Genomic DNA, 20,255 nt, shown 5'->3' with positions numbered 1-20,255 from the left:
CTCCATTAAATAGCTTTACGAATTTGAACACGGTTTGTGTGCTGTGGGTTGCCTTTTGCAACTGGGCTTGGTGCATATTTAGTCAGCGAGTTAATCGCGCCGCCAATATCAATCACTTTACCAGTTGAACCTGTACGACCATTTGGATCGGGAGAGAACCAAGCGCCTTGACCTAAAGCCACAATGCCAGGAGCAACACGTGGAGTGATACGTACTACCACTTCAATTGAGCCGCGTTCGTTATACATTTCGATTTTGTCACCAGAAGCCACACCGTATTCTTGGGCATCAATGGCATTAATCCATACCGCATCTTCTACCGCTTCACGTAACCAAGGTACGTTGTGATAGCTTGAGTGAGTACGACCTTTAGTGTGATAACCCGCTAATTGCAGTGGGTAATCTTCTTTAGTGTCTTCATCTTCGTAACCGTCCCAAGTCACTGTGTACTGTGGTAGTGGTGTGATGATGTCGCCTTTGTACTTGTCTTGTTCCCAGTTCGCTGCGCGCCAAGCAAGTTCAGCTGAATAGATTTCAATTTTGCCTGATGGCGTTGATAGTGCTTCGCCGCCATTGACGAAGCTTTCTAGTGCCACGTGACGATTATGAGTGTTGTTACGGAATAAACCGATGTCCTGTGCTTCTTTGTACGTTGCTGGGAAGGCTGGTTTGATATCTGCGTTACCGGCATTTGCTTTCGTTTGCTGATAAAGCTCTTCTAACCAATCATCTTCAGTTTTGCCTTCGGTAAATTCGGCGCCAACACCCATAGCATCAGCAATCATTGCTGATACTTGGTACATTGACTTACAGTCCCAAATTGGGTCTACAGCTGCTTTCATTGCAGTAATATAGTCAAGCGAACCAGATGCATATGAGTCATTAACTAAGTCATTTGATTCTAACCAAGAGGTATCAGGAATGATGATGTCGGCAAATTTAGCACCAGGCGTCATCCAACAGTCACAAGAGACAATTAATTCAACGCCGCTTTCATCTTTTAAGATTTCAGCCGTACCATTAATGTCTGCGTGTTGGTTCAGTAGTGAACTGTCAGATGCAGAGATGATCACTTTGATGTTGTTTCCAAGTGGGGTATCTAAACCGTCAGTACCGGTAACACCATGAGTACGAGCCGTCATGGTTTCACCATTGTGAATCGCTTCAGACCAGCAGAAGAATGAAATCTGTTCTTTAACTGGGTTAGCGCCAGTTGGGATCCCTGCACGGTATGCGCTTGTCATGTTTGGTAGCTCACCGTTTGATGAGCCCTCAACACCTAACTTACCAGCTAATACGCTAAGCATATAAATGGCGCGGACTGATTGCTCACCATTTGCCTGACGGTTAACGCCAGCGCCTGCAACTATGTAGGGTTTTTGGGCTGCCATTAAATCGTCAGCAAGCTGTTTTATTTTAGCTGCTGGAATACCAGTAATAGATTGGGCCCATTCTGGAGTGCGCGGGGCGCGATCGCTGTAGATACCCTGCGCCATGATGTAATCATAGTAGTTATCTTCAGAGTTCATATGCTGGGCATATTCAATTTTAGTGGCATCGCCGCTGGTTTCAAACGCTAGCTTTTGAGCAAGAATCGACGCTGCATCATAACCAACAGTATGGTTATTAATGAAGTCGATACTATTGCGCTCAACCCAACCTGAGCTGATCATGATGTATGCCATTGCTTCAGCAAGCGCAGCATCTGTTCCTGGACGGATCGGCAACCAAGTGCTTTCTTTACCTAACATTGAGTCGGTATAACGCGGGTCAATTAAGGTTACTTTTAGGCCGTTGTTACGTTGCAGTGCATTAAGATAATCATAACCTTCACCTGAACCTGATTGACGGATTTCACTTGGGTTATAAGCAAAACCTAATAAGAAGTCACTTTGATCTAAGGTTACTGTTGAAGAACCAGCAGTACTGCTAGTACCAAAGGTATGCTTAGCCGCTTCAATTTGCTGCGCCCAAGAGTAGTTACCGTAGTAGCTTAAGCAGCCGCCAACTAAGTTGAATAGACGGTTAAAGCAGGCGTTTGATGCAAAACCGTAATAAGCACCTGAACCGTAACTTCTAAAGATAGACTTGTTACCATGCTCAGCAATGGTTTTGTTTAGCTGGGTAGCAATAGTTGATGCTGCTTCTTCCCAAGTAATAGGAATAAATTTGCCTTCACCACGCTCGCCAATACGCTTCATTGGGGTTTTTAAGCGGTCAGTTGCATAGGTACGTTGACGTAATGAACGACCACGGGCACAGGCGCGGATTTGATGTAGGCCGTATTCATCTTCTACTTCATGATCCGCTTCAACGCGAGTAATGATGCCGTCTTGACTAAATACTTTTACTGGGCAGTTTGAACCACAGTTTACTAAGCATGCTGACCAAGTTAAGGTCTCATCAACAGGTACTTCTGGTGGTAGTGGCTCGGCATCTTTTGAGCTGGTGTTACAGCCGGTTACTGTTGCAGCGCAACCTAAAGCCGCACTCATTTTCAAGAAACTTCTGCGTTCCATTATTAAATCCTCTTACTAAAATTTTTTCAGCGCGTTGGTAACGACTACAGCAGATAGCTGAAATTCAGCATGATCTGATGGGCGTTATAATTGTGATTAAGCTCGCCTAGCGTCACCATTCCAGGGACTTCATTTGGCGATATTTGAGCATCATCGGTGTCGTAATAGCGTTCGTAGCGGTACGTCAGCTTTAAGGCCATGTCGTCACTTAAGGCGTAGTTGGCATATAAGCTGGCGCTATGGTTATAAGAATAATAATCACCGTATGGCGTGGTGCCATCACTGGTAACGTAGGTATCACTGCTTGAGTTACTGAATAGGTAATCAGCCCCTAAAGTCAGTTGATCCTGCATTAATCCGCCGTAGCTCACGCCGGCGCCCATATTGATAAATTTGTCTTCAATATCGGCGTACCAATCAGGGTCGCTATAATTTTGGCTGCCAGCTTGAGCTGAATTAATCCACTGTTGTCCGGCAAAACCATAAGCTGATAATTGCTTGCTAAGTTGTAGGTTTACATTGATGTCGTAACCGTAATCTTCTGATTCCGTTAAGCCGATAACAGTATCCTCATAGTCATCTATGGCGTAGCGTCCAGTGAAGTCGATGCTTAACCAATCAAGTGGGCTGTGATTAACGCGCAACTCGATGTCGTTACGGGTTCTATCTGCAAGATAGTACTTACGCATTAGGCTGTTATCTTCAGATGACGTTAGCTCATTGGTTAAATACTCAGAACCGCCGCGATTGCTGTGGCTGGCTTTAACATTAATATTGACGTTATCAATGGCGCGAATACTGAACTTGGCCCATAGGTTGTCTTCGTTAGTTTGTTCGCGGTCGCTGTAAGTACGTTCAACATCTTTGCGATCGTAACCTGCTTGAAGGCGATAACCACTGCTGATGCGATAACTGGCATTCACTTTATAGCTTGAGCGTTCGACATCAGTGGCGACGTTTTCTTTGAAGCTGCCACTTAAGCTATTAAAGTCGTATTGCTGGAATTCAAATACCGAGCTGTTGTTTTCACGGTTGCTGTAGTCATAACTGGCACCCAGACGTAAACGGTTGCTCAACATTGAGGTGATATTGAAGCTCGCATCAGTGGTGTCGATTTCGCCATCCCAGTTTTGGATTGGGTTTCCCGCCACTTGAATCAAGTCATCATCTTGGATCATGCGGCCAACAATAAAGCGCCCTGACATCACAGTGCGATTTAATTGATATTGGCCCGACAGTGATACTTGATGGGCTTCATTGTCTGGGGTTGCAGCATACAAGTCGTATGAATACGGTAAGCTCAGATCGTTAACATTATTTTTGTACTGGCTACCAAAGTAGCTCAGCTCAGTTAACCAGTTGTCGCCAGTAAGCGCGGCGCCTGCGGTAAATGAATCAGTGGTTGAGTCGACAACTAAACCAATATTTACTGGGCTTGGGGTAACAATGCTACTGCTCTTGTAACCGCTTTTATCTTCGGTTTCATAACGCAGGTAGCCTTGATAAAAATCTTGCTTAACTTTGGCACCAAAGCCCATTTTTTCACGTTGCTGTGATAGCTCAAAGGTGTATGGCTCGTCACTTGGCACCATCATGCCATCGTCATAGTAAAGCTGACTTTGAGCATCACCTGATTGATAGGTGGTCAATAATTGGTAATCGGCATCAACTGAGAATAATCCAGCTTTACCGACGCTGACATTCGCTGAGCTGTTTTCAAACCCCAGTTGGTTAGCTTGAATGCTCGCTTGATAGCCGCTATCGCCTTGGTAGTTCACATCACCGCTAACGGCAGTAACAAAACCGTCTTGATCAGTACCAAAGGCATTAGCAGCATGAACATCATCACTGCTAATGTAACCCGCGGCAACACTGATACTGCCGTTATAGCCAGTGTTAGCTTCACAGCGCTGACATTGATATTTTTGCTGATCAACATTAGCGGTATTGGCTTTACCTACCGCAAAGTCAGCCGCCATAGCGGGGGCTGAGGCAATCACTAATGAGGCGGTAATAAAATTAAGTTTAAAATTCATTGTTGTTGTCCTCATTTAGCGTTGCAGCAAGCTGCCAGCAGGGTGGTTAGAACCATGAATTTGGCTGTGGCAATTTAAACAACTTTTGCCGCCGCCAAAGGCATCCATTCCTGGTTGTGGTACTACGCGGCTGGCATGGCCATCATCGGCATGGCATTGCTGACAAAGCTGCGGAGCACGGTTGTTGAGCATAGATTCGTTAACGCTGCCGTGTGGGTTATGACAAGTGACGCAGTTTTCAGTCACTGGAGCATGTTCCCATAACACTGGGCCGCGCATTTCTGCATGACAGCTATAACAAGTGTCATTAATAGAAGGTTTATTTAACGCGCTTTCAGTCATAGAACCATGGGGAGAATGACAGTCAACACAGGTCATTTGATCCCATTTTAGTGGATGAGATGAGCGCTTATTCATGTCAGCTTTTTCTTGGCTGTGACAACTAGTGCAGGTATCGTTAACGGTTAGTTTGTCTAGGGCAGGATCTTTAGCTGCGTGGATGTTATGGCAATCAGCACAGGCAACTTCTTCAAGATTATGGGTGCTGTTATGCCATGCCATTTGTTTTGGATCGTTATGACAGCCCTGACAAACGGTATTTTGTGCTTGGGTTGATAACTTGCTGTCTTGGCCAAATTGGATCATTGGCTCTTTGCCGCCACGGTTATGGTTACCTTGAGGGCCATGACAAGCTTCGCACTGCAGCCCCGCCATTGGCGAGTCACTATTAGTTAAGTTGCCATGGGCGCCTTTGAAGATATCCATGACTTTGTCATTTTTGCGGTGACACATTAAGCAGTTGTCTGCCCCTTTAGGGGAATACTTACCAGCAGCGAACTTTTCAACTAATTGTTGCTCTAATTGGTCTGCTGGCATGTCATCCCATGGCGCAGAGATAGCACTAAATGAGCATAAACAGAGCGTTATGCTGATATAGGTTATGAATTTACGATACCAGTTCATCAAGTTACCTGACCTTATTAAATCAAACGTTAAAAAGTGTACTAATTAAGAGGGGGTATTCTAGGGATGTGTAGAAATCTAATCGATACAATTGAATTATCAAAAAACGACATATGTGATCCGTGTCAGCATCTTGAGTAGCAAAAACAAATAAAATAACCGCCCAATAAATGTGGATATTATTTAGATGTTTTCAGATGATAAAATATAAGTGCCGGCCAGCTGTTCACACCAAGATTGTGTGTGAATATTGCGAGTTAATTAATTTTCCATTACCTGATGAATATAACCACTTTAAATATCTTGCAGATACAGATTTGATTGGTTTTAATACCATTACTAACTTATTACGTTATATAGAAAATAATTGTGACAATAAGTATTTCTTTATTGATTTAATGCAATATTTTATTCAGCGGATCATCAAGTTTACAGATATCGACTTGTCAGCAGAGGTAAGTGATGCACAAAAGCTGCTGGCATTTACCCAATTTTATAATCAAGTATCAGATCTCAATTGGTGCAATATTGAAACGCAGCACAGTTTAGCTTTAGTGGCTAAACGCTCTCCTCAGGCCATTGCATCTAAGTATGACGACTTGTTTATTTATAGCTGTATTACACATATTTTACGTCATTCATTCAAAGATAAGTTAAATTTAATCATAGAGTTACCATTCGAGCGGTCATTCTATGGTGTTGATGTAGACTTGTTTGATAATGTGACCTTTAACTGTCAGTCAATGTCAGTGATAGTGGCAAAAGATGAACGAGATGTTAACCCGGTAATGGCTGAAAATAAGCTAACACTTTCTAGTAGTGACCGGGTAAAAGCTGCCGCGAATAGCATTCCACCGTCAGCATTAAGTTTACCTAATCTTGCCAATTCAATTGGGGTTTCAGAAAGGGGTTTACAGCGTGAACTTAGAACTGAAAACTGCTGTGTAAAAGACATGATTCAAAATACCAGAATGAATTCTATTATAACTATTTTGAAAAATAATAAAGGTAATATAAAAAAGTCAGCATATGAAAGTGGCTTTAAAGATCTACCAAGTTTTAGCCGATATTTTTCTAAATCAACAGGCTGCACGCCAACTCAATATGTGCGCAATAATATTTGCAACAATCTGTAACCAACATTTAATATAATAAGTTTAATGAGAATGGTTATTAATTAAATTAATCATAAGTAATATTATTAATTAAATTTCGCAGTTTTAGCGGCTGATTTAGCGGTTATTTAACTGTGTGTGGCTTTGCTAACGGCTAAAGTTAGCTTAGATAAATAGCACAAAATCATCGATTGTTCATAAACGTTTGCGGTTGATTATGCTATCTTTGACCTCATTTGTTATTCAAAGCCAAATAGACCTTTTATGCCAAGTATTGCTCAAATAATCGCTCAAGAACTGAATGTTCGTGAGCAACAAGTCTCAGCGACGATTAACTTACTCGATGATGGTTCTACCGTTCCTTTTGTTGCCCGCTACCGTAAAGAAGCCACTGGTGGTTTAGATGATGCGCAACTGCGAACCCTAAATAGTCGCTTAAGCTATTTACGTGAATTAGCCGAGCGCAGACAAGTTATTCTTTCTAGCATTGATACCCAAGGCAAATTAACCCCAGCATTGCAGCAAGCCATAAATGTCGCTGACAGCAAAACCCGCTTAGAAGATTTATACCTTCCTTTTAAACCGAAACGCCGCACTAAAGGTCAAATTGCTATTGAAGCTGGTTTGTTGCCTTTAGCTGACTTTTTACTGGCTAATCGTAGTATTAATCTTGAAGCAAAAGCGGCTGAATTTATCAATGCCGACGCCGGCTTTGGCGATGCGAAAGCGGTTTTAGACGGCGCGCGTTTTATCTTAATGGAACGTTTTGCTGAAGATGCAGATTTACTGCAAAAAGTGCGTAAGCATTTAAGCCAACAGGCAGTGCTTGAAAGCCGCCTAGTTAAAGGTAAAGAAAAAGAAGGCGCAAAATTTCGCGATTACTTTGAGCATACTGAAGCCATTACTAAAGTGCCTTCCCATCGGGCCCTGGCCATGCTTCGCGGCCGCAATGAAGGTTCGCTCAGTTTATCGATGAATGCAGACCCTAAAGCTGAAGTGGCGCAAAGCAGTTATTGCGTGGTGATTATTGCCGATCATTTCAAACTAAAGTTTTCAGACTCGAGTGTCGATCAGTGGCTTAAAACTGTGGTTACCGCCACTTGGCGCATCAAGATTGCGCTGCAAATGGAAACCGAGTTTATTAGCCAAATGCGTGAGCGCGCTGAAGCTGAAGCCATTAATGTGTTTGCCCGTAATTTAGGTGATTTATTAATGGCAGCGCCTGCTGGCGCTAAAGCAACCATGGGCTTAGATCCTGGGCTGCGCACCGGCGTTAAAGTGGCGATTGTCGATAACACCGGTAAGTTTGTGGCCCATACCACTATCTTCCCTCATGCGCCGCAAAACGTGTGGGACAAGTCAATCCGCACTTTAGCGAACCTGATAAAAATGCATAAAGTGGAGATCATCGCCATTGGCAATGGTACCGCCTCACGTGAAACGGATAAATTAGCCGCTGAAGTGATGAGCTTTATGAAAGAGACGCATCCAAGCTTGACCAAGGTGATGGTCAGTGAAGCGGGCGCATCAGTGTACTCAGCATCAGAGCTGGCTTCTGAGGAGTTCCCTAACTTAGATGTATCGATCCGCGGCGCAGTATCGATTGCCCGTCGACTACAAGATCCATTAGCTGAACTCGTTAAAATTGAGCCAAAATCCATTGGCGTAGGCCAATATCAGCATGATGTGAGCCAAAGCCAACTATCAAGCTCGCTTGAAGCGGTCGTAGAAGATTGTGTAAATGGCGTGGGCGTTGATTTAAATATGGCATCAGCACCATTATTGGCGCAGGTGGCCGGTTTAAATAAAACCTTAGCTAAAAACGTGGTTAACTACCGCGATGAAAACGGTAAATTTGAAAGCCGTAAACAATTGCTTAAAGTGGCGCGTTTAGGTCCAAAGGCCTTTGAGCAAGCAGCCGGTTTCTTACGTATTAGCGATGCTAAAAATCCATTAGATGGTTCATCTGTTCACCCTGAAGCCTACAAATTGGTTGAAGCCATTGCCAGTGCCAAGCAGCAAACTGTGGCCAGCTTAATGGGTAATAGCGAATTGTTATCCCAGCTAAATGCTGCCGAGTTTGTTACTGATGAATTTGGTTTACCCACCATCAGCGATATCTTGAAAGAGCTAGACAAGCCTGGGCGTGACCCTCGTGGTGAGTTCAAAACCGCCAGCTTTAAAGAAGGTGTTGAAGAGCTTAAAGACCTGAAGCTAGAGATGATCCTAGAAGGCGTGGTCACCAATGTGACTAACTTTGGCGCTTTTGTCGATGTAGGCGTACATCAAGATGGTTTAGTGCATATTTCGTCACTCACTGACAAGTTTGTTAGCGATCCTCACTCCATAGTTAAAGCGGGTGATGTGGTTAAAGTTAAAGTGATGGAAGTGGATGTAGAGCGTCGCCGTATCGCATTAAGTATGCGCCTTGATGAAGCACTACCCACAGCGAAAACCGCTAATCAATCTAAATCAGCCAACAGCAAGCCTACACATAAAGCTAGCGGGAATAAATCAGGGCAAAAGTCAGCCCATAAACCGCAAAAGGCCCCAGCTAATGCCGCTATGGGTAATGCCTTTGCTGACGCCTTTGCTAAGCTGAAAAAGTAACACCGCTAATGTGTTTGGCTTAGGGTTAAACCAAAAAAGGCCTTAACATCGTGAGAATACTCGTGACTGTTAAGGCCTTTTTATTTTGTAAAATTTATAGTGCGACCAATTAAGCGATATGAGTCATTTCGTTTAAAATGAACTGCTCAACAGCACCTTCGGTTGCCACCATATACTCGGCTAAATGTGCGTTACCCATGTGTGCTTGCCATAATTCACGGCTTTCCCAGTTTTCATAAAACATGAAATGTGCAGGGTTTTCGTTGTCTTGATGTAAGTCGTAATTGATGCAACCGGCTTCAGCGCGAGTTATATCCATAAGTTTTAGTAGTTCCGCTTTAACCAGCTCTACTTTGTCAGTTTTGGTAATGATGTTTGCTACGATAGTTAAGCTAGCCATGATGATAGTTCCTATAATGTATCAAGTTGAATTTGGTTCAGCCCTGTTGCTGATGAAGCTATATTAGCCATTACTTACTGGTGAATAAATAGGCTGTCATTTGAGTTATTATCAAAAATTAATAGATAATCTTTTGAAGTGAATGTGTGATTGATGCTTATGGCCTAAATAACGACTATTACCTAATACAATGATTAGCGGGTAATAATGATTAGTTAGTAATCGTTCGGCCATAATAAGTGAAGACATCAAGCCCGTTAATTAAAGTGAGAGCAGGGTTAGACTAATATCAGCAGATGAGCGAGTGGCGAAGGGGTGGTGCATTGCTGGTAACATGTGGCTATGTGCTGGCCAAATTGTTTATAAAACTCATCAGAATGCTGCTTTATCTGTTGTTTAACTTCGGTTTTTTTATTGTTATCGCTGTTAATTGCAGTCGACTTAGTGGGCGTTTGGGGCTGAATGTCACGACGGCTAACAGTGGGATTATTTCTGGCTGCTACTCGCAGCAGTTGTGGCAATAAGCCGGTTAACGGTGCGCTTTGAGGTGCTTGCTGTTGTAAAGCTGATTGTTGGGATAGATGCTGCTGATTCTGTTGATCTGAGGATTGTCGCTGCTGGCGATGCTTTTCCTCTATGGTATTTAAACGGAATAATGATTCGTTTTTTTGATTTAGCGCCCGTTCATGGTGGGGCTTAGTTAACGCTTGTGGCGGTAATATTGGCTTTGCCTGCTGATTATCCGCCCGAGCAAGATCCGTTGCAACATTACTTGTTGCAAGCGGTACTTGGGGATAATTAGTGACAATTAGCATAACACTCACTTAAAAAACAAACAGTTAATGTTTAAATTATAACCAAATGCTAGCAGGTTTTATAGCCTATATTTGATGTTTTTTTATCCATGGCAATAAGCCATCTAAAAAGGCCTGTGGGTGTGAAATAAACGGCGCATGGGAGGCTTTATTGTGGACAATGTCAGTAATATTACTGGCTTGGGGTAACTGGCGGATGATGGTTCTGGGTACTAAGGCATCGCATTTGCCCCAAATACGTAACCATGGCTGGCTGATATCGTTAAGCTGGGGCCGCAAATCAACCTCTTTGAGCATATCTAAGCCTTGATCGAGTACTGCTTGGGTCGGTAAAGGTTTAGCCAACACTAATTTTTTTATCGCTACAATATCTTGTTTGGCCGAGTCACTGCCCATGGCTTGAATCGCTAAAAATCGCTCGACCGTTTTGGCTAGATTGACATTTAATTGCTGGTGAAATTGCGTGAGCACTTCAGGGGCGATCCCCGGCCACTGATTTTGCTCTTGGGCCATAAAGCAAGGCGAAGAGGCTACAGTGATCAGCGCTTTTACCGACTGAGGATGATTTAGGGCAATTTGAGTGGCAACTAAGCCCCCCAATGACCAACCAAGCCAGATGGCATTTTCTGGTAGAGCTTTAGCTAACGCCGCTGCCCATGCTTCAATATTATCGCTATTTGCTTGGCTATCACCAAAGCCCGGCAAGTCGACATAATGCACTCTATACTCTGATAATGCGGTTTGTAGCGGCTGAAAAACCGCAGAGTTCACCCCCCAGCCATGTAGCAATACGATATCAATAACGTCGGTGCTATTTTCATGAGTCATATCTGTATGAGAAATAGCTTTAGGCGTAATAGTAGTAATGTGCAGCGCTGGTGGATTCAAAGGCTAACCTCAAAAAGTGGCGATTAATAAATGATCGCTGGTTAAAACAACTGTCATACAGGATAAGGATATTCTATGGCTTGGCAACTCTCAAAACTCCTCAAGCTCAATTTGCACAATCATACAGCGCGGTTAGTTTCATTGATGGCTGCAGTGGCAGCTAACCTGCCTAACCGCTGCTTGTTATGTCAACAAGATATCATTCAGTACTCTGCAGCTAAACCGCATACGGGGGTGTGTCAGACCTGCCTTGTGGCGGGGCTTTATCAGCAGGAAGTCTGTTTAGGTTGTGGTAAATCGATGCCGTTATTGCAAGTGTATTGCGGCCACTGCCAGCATATTGAACCCATGTTAGTCATTGCCCCTTGCAGTTATCATCAAGGCTTAGGGGAGTTAATAGCTGGGATTAAATATCAGCAGCAATGCGCGCCATTAGCGGCCTTGGTGCAAGTATTAGCCGTAAGGGTGATGGATTTGGCGGCCAGAGGTTTAATTCAACTTCCCCAAGTGCTCATTCCGGTGCCGCTACATCGCAATCGCTTAAAGCAGCGCGGTTTTAATCAAGCTTGGCTGATTGCTAAAGAGCTCAGTGCGCAAATTGGTATTCCGATGGACGATAGTTTATTGGTGCGCTGCGTTGATACCAAGGCCCAAGCGGGACTTAATGGTAAGCAGCGACGCTTAAATTGCGCCGATGCATTTACGTTGCAGCGAGATAACCCCTACCAGCGGGTGGCGCTTATCGATGATGTGGTGACCACAGGCACCACGGTGAATGAAATTAGCCGCTTATTTGCGGCGCACTATACCCATGTGCAAACTTGGTGCTTAGCAAGGGCTGAAGCACCGGGATTATTATGAAAGGCAGACTGTAAATTAGTCAGTTATTTTTGGATAAAATACAGCGCATTGGCGTAGACTTTTTCAGAGCCTAACCATATATTTCTAAACAAAAAATTATCTGTTAATGCCACAACATGCCCTTTGCCTTTGGGCTCAACAATCATTGCTGGGGTGTTGGCAAAAGCGCGCTGATATTCCTTAGCAAGGTAACCGCTCATCAGTGGCTCATTGGTATAGTCCGCCGCCACAATAAATGACGTGGAAGTGAGGTTAAAGCTTATCTCACGGTTTTTCATCACTTGCAGCGGGTTAGGTAAACCAAAGTTGATTGGATGGGTTTCATCCAGTGTTAACGCCACAATGGCGCCGCCGATGGATTGTCTGGCATTTAATTTAGACTTATCCGCATAACTCATCCCTGAAGTGCTAAATAATTTATTCAGCTCTAGTCTGGTTTTAGGCTGAGACTTAAGAATATTGCGCTTATTGAGCCATACCAGCGCCCGCTTTTGCGCCACGATAGTGCCGCCATCCATTACAAATTTGCCCAGCTTTCTTGCGCTGGCATCACTGATTAAATGATAAGGCCCATCAGCCATAAAAATGTGGCTATAGCCTGATAAATCAATGCCTGCTAGTCGATTGCTGTCCACCATAGTGACAGGTGCTGCAAGCGTTTGATCAAGGTAATACCACATTTGCCCGGTTTCTGAGGCGTTAGTATCTATGCCTGTGAGCAGTAACGGCTTAATGGGGTTGATCACGCTAAATTCATCACTGCCAAGATCCATTCCCGCTAAGGTATGTGAGCTGCTTGCTGCAGTGACATCTACTTGGTATTGCGTGGCAAGCTGGCTAACAAGTAAGGCGATATTGCCTTTGTAGTTGGGCTGGCGTAAGGGAATTTGCAGGCTACCCGCTGTGAAGTCTATTGCTGCTGACTTTTTGGCGTTAGAGCTGCGATCAGGCAGGCTAAAGGGCTTTTTAGCGTATTTAACCTGTACCCCTTGGCTAAGTAATTGCTGCAACATGGGCGCCGCGGCCGCTTGTTGCCAGTCAATAATAAAGGCCACATTGCTGGCGTTATCTAGCTGCTCAGTCGCCGCGACATATAGCGTGTTATTGGTGAGATATTTGGGGTTGGGTTTAGCATTTTCACTGATACTTAAGCCCAGAGCTGATTCAAAATTCCAAGTGGAAATATCATAAAAGGTTTCATCTTTAAACTCAGTGCGCTTATCAAACAATGCTTGCAATAAGTCATGCTGTGGCTGACTTTGAGGAATGAACAGGCTGTTTGACGGCTTAAAGAGTATGTCATCGTCTTCCAGCTCACGGTTTAGATATTTGAAGCTGATTTGGTGTTGCTGCAATATCGTTGCAAGCTCAGTGATATGGGCATTACCGCCATGGGCTTTGATAAGGCGGCCAGTTTGTTTACCGTCACGGGTGCGCTTACTGTTGCGAGCAAAAAAATCACTTTGGTATGTCATCAATTTTTTACGTAGCGCATGGGCGCCTTGCAGGCTTGATAGTGAAGTAGAAAATTGATTATCAATACTATTTTGCAAGGTGACCACACCATTGGGGGACTCTTGGGCTTGACCACGGGAGCTAGCTTGCTCAAACAAAATACCCACAGCGCCATTGATATCTGGGTAGGTTGAGCCTTTACCATAGAAAAAGTCATCAAACATCTGCCCGCTAAAATATGGCTGCTTAACCTCATCCAGCGCTTTACGATGATAGGCCGCTAGCTCATTGGATAACATTTGATTGGCAGGATTGGTCAGCGGATTGACTCTATCAGCGACACCAGGTTGAAAGAAGTAGGTTTGGTCTTGCCACATCTCGTGGAAATCCCCTACATAATGGGGCTGCCATTTATGGAAAAACGCCACTCTGCCTTGAGAGGCGGGGTGGCGCAGAAAGAGCCAGTCACGGTTTAAGTCAGCGAAATGGTGATTAAAACGTCCGCCGGGCCAATCTTGATTATGCTCACGATGATTAGGATCGGTAATAATCACTTGGCCTCGATTGCTATTTGCCCAGTTAGCAAAGCGATCAAAACCATCAGGGTTCTGGGTCGGAGTCAGTAAAATAACCGTATTATCGAGTAATTCTTTTACCCAATCTTCATCAGATGCGGCAAGGTAATGGCTTAACGCCACCGCCGCATGGGCGCCACTGGCTTCATCGCCATGAATTGAATAGGCCAACCAGATAATCAATGGGCTTTGCTGTAATGGACCTTGTTGTTTGACACCGTATTTTACTTGGCTGCGTTGTTCGAGGATTTCAGCTAGCCGCTGTTGGTTGTCATCTGAGGTAATGACCGCGCTAAGTTGCTGGCGTTTTTCATAGGAGTAACCAGCAGAATCTAAAGAAACTCGCGAACTTTGGCTGGCTAATAGTTGTAAATAGTGATTAATTTGATCATGTCTTAAATGCCACTCGCCCAATGGATAACCTAAATATTCAGTAGGTTGGGTGATTTTTTTATTAATTTTCTCAGCCCCGAGGCGCTGCTCAATGCGGGAATCAGCCTGCGCCACGGTAAATAATGGCATACAGATAATGAAGCCGAAAAAGGTGCCTTTAGCGAGACGAGTAAACAATGCATTGAAGCTAATCATATAAGAAACAACATCATAAAAAGAAAACAATACAATCACCATAAAGTGATTAAACTTAAATCGCCATTAAAAAGCGCAATTTCTCGGTGTTTTTTATGCAACTTGCTCACTGCAGGACTACAAAGCCGTCGCAACTAGGAGTATCATAGCGCTAATTCTTACTAAATTACTCAAGTACTATTTTTAGTACACTTTAAAGTACTATCTAACGGAGCAGTTTTTATGATCAACATTTCTGATACGGCTCAGGCGCATTTTGTTAAATTACTGGCCGATCAACCTGAAGGCACGCATATCCGTGTGTTTGTAATCAGCCCGGGTACTGCCCAAGCTGAGTGCGGCGTGTCTTATTGTCCACCTGACGCTGTAGAAGCGGATGACACTGAATTACCTTTCAACGGCTTCAGTGCCATGGTTGACGAAAAAAGCGCACCATTTTTAGAAGAAGCGAGCATTGATTTTGTTACTGACCAATTAGGTTCGCAGCTAACCTTAAAAGCGCCAAACGCTAAAATGCGTAAAGTGTCTTCAGATGCGCCATTAAAAGAGCGTATTGAATATGTGATTCAATCAGAGATTAACCCGCAGTTAGCAAGCCATGGTGGTAACATCATGCTAGTTGAAATCACGGAAGATGCAGTTGCAGTACTGCAGTTTGGTGGTGGTTGTAATGGTTGTTCTCAAGTTGATATCACTTTAAAAGATGGCATTGAGAAACAGTTACTGGAGATGTTCCCTGGTGAGCTCTCTGGTGTGAAAGATGTGACTGACCATCAACATGGTTCTCACTCTTACCAGTAAATTTGCAAGGTTTTATTGTTGTAAAATACAGCAATAGCTAATTCAAATTTTACACTAAACGCGGCCAATATGGTCGCGTTTTTTATTGGCCGTCACTTACGCTGAGTGGGAGCCTTGTGCTATAACTTAAGTATGAAAACGGAGCAGGATAACTTCATGGCACAAAAAACAACTCAATTTAAACCGTTAAAAATGCGAGGCTTTACCTTAATTGAGCTGGTAGTGGTTATTATTGTATTGGCTATTTTAGCAGTAATAGCGGCGAGTAAATTTATAGATGTAAAACGTGATGCTGAAATAAGCCGAGTAAAGGCGGTAGCGGCATCCTTTGAGCAGTCGGTTACTTTTTCCCATACACGTTGGCAAATTATTGGTGGCAGTGATCCAATGAATGATCTACCTGACTTTGCCAATAACGATCTCGACATGAATGCTTTTGGCTATCCGTTAGGCACAGGTAAAAACAACCCTATGGCCAACCCTGTCAATATTGGTCAAGGTCAGCAAGGGTGTGTCGATCTTTGGAACGCTTTGATAGAAAGCCCACCATCGGTTGCCATTAGAAATACTTCGGATGATGTGGATTTTGAATCATATCGACATGCAGCTGCGGGCGGTACAGGTGAGACCCAATGTACTTATGTACTGCGAACGCTTGGTGATACTGCAGGTCGAAATAGTGCAGAGATAAAAATTGTCTATGACTCGGTAGAAGGGACTGTTCAAGCCTATATCGATGAATAAATCGGATAGTTATTTATCAAATGCGACATAATAAAAATAGCGGCTTTAAGCCGCTATTTTTATAGCTGTAATTTAATAATATCAAATGAATTTAGGTGGCTACTTTTTCTTTTTTGACTTGAATATACGTCGATAAAAAGTGACTGTGCTGAATAATAGAATCAAGGTACCAACCACTGCGACTAATGTAATAAATACAACGTATTTAAGTGGCATATTCAATGCGTCATGCAGTGGTCTAACAAAGCTGGCCACTTGACCTGACAAGTTTCTATCGCTGTGCTTCAGGCTTGATACGATTTTGCCGTGCTGATGATCCATGGTGATACTGTCAGCATTTCTAAGCCAGACATCAGCATGACTATCAAAGTTGATACTGTAATTCATCGCTTGAGGTTTAGCCGCCTTTGGTGCATCAGGATCGGGTTTTTTCTGCCTTGGTTTATTAACCGATACTAATAACGATTCAGGCCATAAATCTTGCGCGGTTTGTAGCTGGCTTTGCCAATCGTTAGCTTTACTTACTGGATAATTAATTTCTGCGGTTGGCTTGTGCTTGAGCGCATCCATCCATAAGCCTTTATAAGTAATCAAAAAGCCGGTAATACAGAGTAAAAACAGTGGCACTGATATGAATAAACCTAATTGAATGTGGCTTTTAACTAGGCTGCTTGATTTGGTGTCTTTTGGAATAGAGTGCTTGAGTCTAAAACCTTTACGTACTCGCCACCAAAGGTAAATACCCACTAGGGTAATGACGCCACCAATGAACGATGCCCATGCATTAACGTATTTACCAATATCACCCAGTAAGAAGTTTCTGTGCAACCAAAACATCGTGGTCCAAAGCGGAATTTCTGTCACCTTGTAATGGGAGATTTCATTGAACTCGCTATCAAAAGCGATAGATTGCCCACGGGTAGCAGCTTCAAGGTAAGGGGTATGTTCGGTAGGAAAACGTACACTGCTCATTTTTGGGTAATGCTCAAAAATATACTCAGTGGCTTGTGCTTTTTGCTCAATGGTTAACGGCACATAGGTTTGGCCTTTATCATCCATTCTTTTTAGCATGTCCATGCCGCCGAGATACACTCCCGTTGTCAGCACTATCAGCATACAAATACTAATGACAAAACCGACCCAATTATGGAACCACTTTAAAGCGGGTACAACTTTCATATTTACGTTCTCAGGTTAAATATTTATGGATGACAATGACAAAAGTTAGCAGCTAACAATTATGACTGACACGCTATATGGGTAATGATAATTAATCTCATTTGCAACTGCAATTAAAGAAATGTAAAGAGTGGCATATAAGTGTCATTGTGTTGTCGAGGTCACATTTAAAGCTGTAGAGGGCGTATAAAGCTAAAAGTTTATTTGAATAAAAATTCTTGGTAATGAATTTTTTTAGCTGCTATTAAGTGAGGTTTTCGAAAAATAATGAAATTTAAGCTAACAAATACACATGTTTAATATTTGTTAATTTCTGATTTTGTGTAACTTTGTTTAAATAATTAATATCTGTATTAGTTTTGGCGATTAAACTCATCTAGCTTGGATGAACATTAGTTAATCCATTTATGCAACATTTATTCAGGTAAACTTTCTACAATTTACTTACAACAGTGTCCTTGTTCACAGTTATTTACTTCTGTTAAATAAATGGCTTCACTTTCGTCGTAATGCAAATGATAATCCATCTCATTAACGACTACTGCCATTTAAAGGGCTACTTTGTATGAAAATCTCACCTATTGCATTTGCTGTTGTTGCCAGTTTAGCCTCAGCTTCATTAGCGGCTGAAGAAGCAACTAATGACACTGATAACGGCTTAGATTTCGAGTTGAACATTGAGCGAATTCAAGTAACAGGCATGAATTTTAATAATTACAAAGTAGGCTCGTCATCAGGCGCCATGCGGGGTGATATTGCCTTGATGGATACGCCGCAATCAGTGAACGTTATTCCAGATTTTGTCACTGATGAGCAGTTAGCAACTAATTTATCTGAAGTATTAGTTAACGACTCAAGTGTGACCGGCGGCAGTGAAAAGTGGAACCGCCAAGTATTTAATATTCGTGGCTTTGAATTAGATTCTGGCAGTGGCTTTTTAATTAATGGTCAGCAGCAGTTTTCGCACTATGTGCAGCCGATTGAAACCTTGCAGCAAGTCGAAGTCTTAAAAGGCCCATCAAGCATGCTTTATGGCCAATCAGGCCCAGGTGGCTTGATTAATATGGTGACCAAAAAGGCCACCTCTGAAACCATGTTTGACTTTGGGTTCGATACCGATGAGAACGGCTCAACTCGTTTTCAACTTGATGCAGGCGGCGCGTTAAATGATGCTGAGTCAATCCGTTACCGCACTGTATTAGTTAAGCAAGATACAAAATACTGGCGTGAATACCAGGACGGTGAGGGCGATGATACTCAAGAACGTGACCGTTTCTTAGGGTACTTAAACCTTGAATTCGACCTGCATGATGATGTGATGTTATCACTGACCTATGATTACACCGATGATAAAACCGGTATCGATAGCGGTGGCTGGTTAGATGGTAACGGTGACTTAGTTGGTGATCGCGAAGATATCTGGGATATGTCGTGGGCCTTTACTGACAACGAGGTGCAAAACCTGGGTGCTGATTTAACCTGGTATGTATCAGATGATTGGAAAATGACCACAGGTTATAACCATCAATCATTTACCCGTCAGCGCTTAGATTCGTCTCCATCGATGGTGGCAGGTATGGATCCAACTACCGATGGTTACCAAATTAAGGCGTTTGATCGCCACGATGATTGGCAGCTTAAAACCGCTTATATGGATTTCACTGGTGTCGTAAATGGCTTTGGCATGGAACATCAATTGTTAGTTGGTGCTAACATTCTCGATTATTACTATGGTCAACTTATTGACCGCGATGACGCGCAGATGGTTCAGCCGGGTGGTTATGTACCTAGACCTGATCTGGATTACAACAGAGACACCACTAAGTCAGAGTCAAGCTATAAGCATTATGGTTTTTATGTACAAGACTTAATGACCATTAATGATCAGTGGCAAGTACTGGCAGGCCTGCGTTATGACGAGCAGAAAAAAGACGGCGATGGTGAAAATAGCTATGCCGTGTCACCTAAGTTTGGGGTTATTTACTCGCCTTCAGATAACGGCAGCATCTATGTAAACTACGCCAAAAGTTTCAATCCTCAGTCAATCGTTAACAATGAAGACGATGTAAATAATGGTATGAACTTAGACCCAGAGTACGGTGAGCAATATGAAATCGGTACCAAATGGGAACTGTATGATGGCGGCTTACTATTAACTGGTGCAGTTTTTGACACCACAGTGACCAACGTTACCGTGCGCGAACAATTAGAGCAACCTATTGGCGAGCATGAGTACATCACCACCCAAAGCGGTAAGCAGCATCACCGTGGTTTTGAAATGGGCGCTCAAGGACAAGTCAGTGACAATGTATTCGTCACCAGCTCAATGATGTATCTAGATGCAAAATATGTCACTAGCAGCCAAGATACTGAACAGCTAGACGGTAAAACCCCGGTAGATGCACCTGAATGGTCAGCAAATATCTGGACTCGTTACGAAGTTACCGATGATGTCGCACTTAACTTTGGTGCTATCTATGTCGGTGAGCGTTTTGCCAATACTCAAAACACCATAGTTAAAGATGACTATGTTAGATTTGATTTTGGCGCAGCTTACTCATTTGCGGTTCACAATACAGATATGAATGTACGCTTTAATATCAAAAACTTATTTGATACTGAATACCTAGATGGCGGCACCAACACCGACGTTACCATAGGTGATGGCAGACATTTCAGCCTTGCATTTGAAGCTAAGTTTTAATC

Annotated in this window: 14 protein-coding genes; 6 read left to right on the top strand and 8 right to left on the bottom strand. The window is 43.1% G+C overall.

The window, feature by feature from the left end; all coding sequences use genetic code 11:
* Window positions 1-5: 5 nt before the first annotated feature.
* Genes BCU57_RS19865 through BCU57_RS19855 form a run of 3 tightly spaced genes read right to left on the bottom strand, consistent with a single transcriptional unit; the run spans window position 6 to window position 5,518 of the window.
* Window positions 6-2,519: a DMSO/selenate family reductase complex A subunit gene (locus BCU57_RS19865; protein WP_102439423.1), complete on the bottom strand. Its 2,514-nt coding sequence runs from the start codon at window positions 2,517-2,519 to the stop codon at window positions 6-8.
* A 44-nt stretch (window positions 2,520-2,563) separates the two neighbouring features.
* On the bottom strand, window positions 2,564-4,555 hold the full coding sequence (locus BCU57_RS19860; RefSeq protein ID WP_102439424.1) for an MtrB/PioB family decaheme-associated outer membrane protein: 1,992 nt from the start codon (window positions 4,553-4,555) through the stop codon (window positions 2,564-2,566).
* Window positions 4,556-4,570: 15 nt separating this feature from the next.
* Window positions 4,571-5,518: a DmsE family decaheme c-type cytochrome gene (locus BCU57_RS19855; protein WP_102439425.1), complete on the bottom strand. Its 948-nt coding sequence runs from the start codon at window positions 5,516-5,518 to the stop codon at window positions 4,571-4,573.
* A 170-nt stretch (window positions 5,519-5,688) separates the two neighbouring features.
* Between BCU57_RS19855 and BCU57_RS19850 the strand changes: the two genes are divergently transcribed.
* Window positions 5,689-6,654: a helix-turn-helix transcriptional regulator gene (locus tag BCU57_RS19850; RefSeq protein WP_102439426.1), complete on the top strand. Its 966-nt coding sequence runs from the start codon at window positions 5,689-5,691 to the stop codon at window positions 6,652-6,654.
* A gap of 243 nt (window positions 6,655-6,897) precedes the next feature.
* Window positions 6,898-9,243: a Tex family protein gene (locus BCU57_RS19845; protein ID WP_102439427.1), complete on the top strand. Its 2,346-nt coding sequence runs from the start codon at window positions 6,898-6,900 to the stop codon at window positions 9,241-9,243.
* 109 nt (window positions 9,244-9,352) lie between these two features.
* Here BCU57_RS19845 and BCU57_RS19840 read toward each other — a convergent pair whose 3' ends face one another.
* The 3 genes from BCU57_RS19840 to bioH form a co-directional block, all read right to left on the bottom strand.
* Window positions 9,353-9,643 carry a putative quinol monooxygenase gene (locus BCU57_RS19840; RefSeq protein WP_102439428.1) on the bottom strand — a complete coding sequence of 97 codons (291 nt, stop codon included), beginning with the start codon at window positions 9,641-9,643 and terminating at the stop codon, window positions 9,353-9,355.
* 278 nt (window positions 9,644-9,921) lie between these two features.
* Window positions 9,922-10,458, bottom strand: a complete 537-nt coding sequence (locus BCU57_RS19835; protein ID WP_102439429.1) for a hypothetical protein — start codon at window positions 10,456-10,458, stop codon at window positions 9,922-9,924.
* A 66-nt stretch (window positions 10,459-10,524) separates the two neighbouring features.
* Entirely contained in the window at window positions 10,525-11,286 is a 762-nt protein-coding gene (bioH, locus tag BCU57_RS19830; protein ID WP_102439448.1) for a pimeloyl-ACP methyl ester esterase BioH, read from the bottom strand.
* Window positions 11,287-11,490: 204 nt separating this feature from the next.
* Here bioH and BCU57_RS19825 point away from each other — a divergent pair, with 204 nt between their 5' ends.
* Window positions 11,491-12,207 carry a ComF family protein gene (locus tag BCU57_RS19825; protein ID WP_198589328.1) on the top strand — a complete coding sequence of 239 codons (717 nt, stop codon included), beginning with the start codon at window positions 11,491-11,493 and terminating at the stop codon, window positions 12,205-12,207.
* A gap of 23 nt (window positions 12,208-12,230) precedes the next feature.
* Here BCU57_RS19825 and BCU57_RS19820 read toward each other — a convergent pair whose 3' ends face one another.
* Window positions 12,231-14,855, bottom strand: coding sequence for a M14 family metallopeptidase (locus tag BCU57_RS19820; RefSeq protein ID WP_157936443.1), 2,625 nt, complete (start codon window positions 14,853-14,855; stop codon window positions 12,231-12,233).
* A 192-nt stretch (window positions 14,856-15,047) separates the two neighbouring features.
* Here BCU57_RS19820 and nfuA point away from each other — a divergent pair, with 192 nt between their 5' ends.
* A complete protein-coding gene (gene nfuA / locus BCU57_RS19815; RefSeq protein WP_076538256.1) occupies window positions 15,048-15,626 on the top strand; it encodes a Fe-S biogenesis protein NfuA in 579 nt (192 codons plus the stop codon).
* 156 nt (window positions 15,627-15,782) lie between these two features.
* A complete protein-coding gene (locus BCU57_RS19810) occupies window positions 15,783-16,370 on the top strand; it encodes a type II secretion system protein (RefSeq protein WP_102439431.1) in 588 nt (195 codons plus the stop codon).
* A 99-nt stretch (window positions 16,371-16,469) separates the two neighbouring features.
* On the opposite strand, the gene BCU57_RS19805 is transcribed toward BCU57_RS19810, so the two are convergent.
* Window positions 16,470-17,549 (bottom strand): PepSY-associated TM helix domain-containing protein, encoded by a 1,080-nt coding sequence (locus BCU57_RS19805; RefSeq protein WP_102439432.1) that lies wholly within the window; start codon window positions 17,547-17,549, stop codon window positions 16,470-16,472.
* Window positions 17,550-18,114: 565 nt separating this feature from the next.
* Between BCU57_RS19805 and BCU57_RS19800 the strand changes: the two genes are divergently transcribed.
* On the top strand, window positions 18,115-20,253 hold the full coding sequence (locus BCU57_RS19800; protein WP_102439433.1) for a TonB-dependent receptor: 2,139 nt from the start codon (window positions 18,115-18,117) through the stop codon (window positions 20,251-20,253).
* Window positions 20,254-20,255 lie beyond the last annotated feature (2 nt).

This window comes from Shewanella sp. 10N.286.48.B5, from assembly GCF_002874355.2.
Classification (GTDB): domain Bacteria; phylum Pseudomonadota; class Gammaproteobacteria; order Enterobacterales; family Shewanellaceae; genus Shewanella.
The sequence above is the reverse complement of the archived record's forward strand: the minus strand, read 5'-3'. Positions and strand labels throughout refer to the sequence as shown.

What these genes read in the sequence shown, in the direction of transcription:
- BCU57_RS19825 (WP_198589328.1), top strand. Translation starts at nt 11,491, where the DNA reads ATGGCTGCAGTGGCAGCTAACCTGCCTAACCGCTGCTTGTTATGTCAA.
- BCU57_RS19800 (WP_102439433.1), top strand. Translation starts at nt 18,115, where the DNA reads ATGAAAATCTCACCTATTGCATTTGCTGTTGTTGCCAGTTTAGCCTCA.
- nfuA (WP_076538256.1), top strand. Translation starts at nt 15,048, where the DNA reads ATGATCAACATTTCTGATACGGCTCAGGCGCATTTTGTTAAATTACTG.
- BCU57_RS19860 (WP_102439424.1), bottom strand. Translation starts at nt 4,555, where the DNA reads ATGAATTTTAAACTTAATTTTATTACCGCCTCATTAGTGATTGCCTCA.
- BCU57_RS19805 (WP_102439432.1), bottom strand. Translation starts at nt 17,549, where the DNA reads ATGAAAGTTGTACCCGCTTTAAAGTGGTTCCATAATTGGGTCGGTTTT.
- BCU57_RS19855 (WP_102439425.1), bottom strand. Translation starts at nt 5,518, where the DNA reads ATGAACTGGTATCGTAAATTCATAACCTATATCAGCATAACGCTCTGT.
- BCU57_RS19845 (WP_102439427.1), top strand. Translation starts at nt 6,898, where the DNA reads ATGCCAAGTATTGCTCAAATAATCGCTCAAGAACTGAATGTTCGTGAG.
- BCU57_RS19850 (WP_102439426.1), top strand. Translation starts at nt 5,689, where the DNA reads ATGTGGATATTATTTAGATGTTTTCAGATGATAAAATATAAGTGCCGG.
- bioH (WP_102439448.1), bottom strand. Translation starts at nt 11,286, where the DNA reads ATGACTCATGAAAATAGCACCGACGTTATTGATATCGTATTGCTACAT.
- BCU57_RS19865 (WP_102439423.1), bottom strand. Translation starts at nt 2,519, where the DNA reads ATGGAACGCAGAAGTTTCTTGAAAATGAGTGCGGCTTTAGGTTGCGCT.
- BCU57_RS19810 (WP_102439431.1), top strand. Translation starts at nt 15,783, where the DNA reads ATGGCACAAAAAACAACTCAATTTAAACCGTTAAAAATGCGAGGCTTT.
- BCU57_RS19835 (WP_102439429.1), bottom strand. Translation starts at nt 10,458, where the DNA reads ATGCTAATTGTCACTAATTATCCCCAAGTACCGCTTGCAACAAGTAAT.
- BCU57_RS19840 (WP_102439428.1), bottom strand. Translation starts at nt 9,643, where the DNA reads ATGGCTAGCTTAACTATCGTAGCAAACATCATTACCAAAACTGACAAA.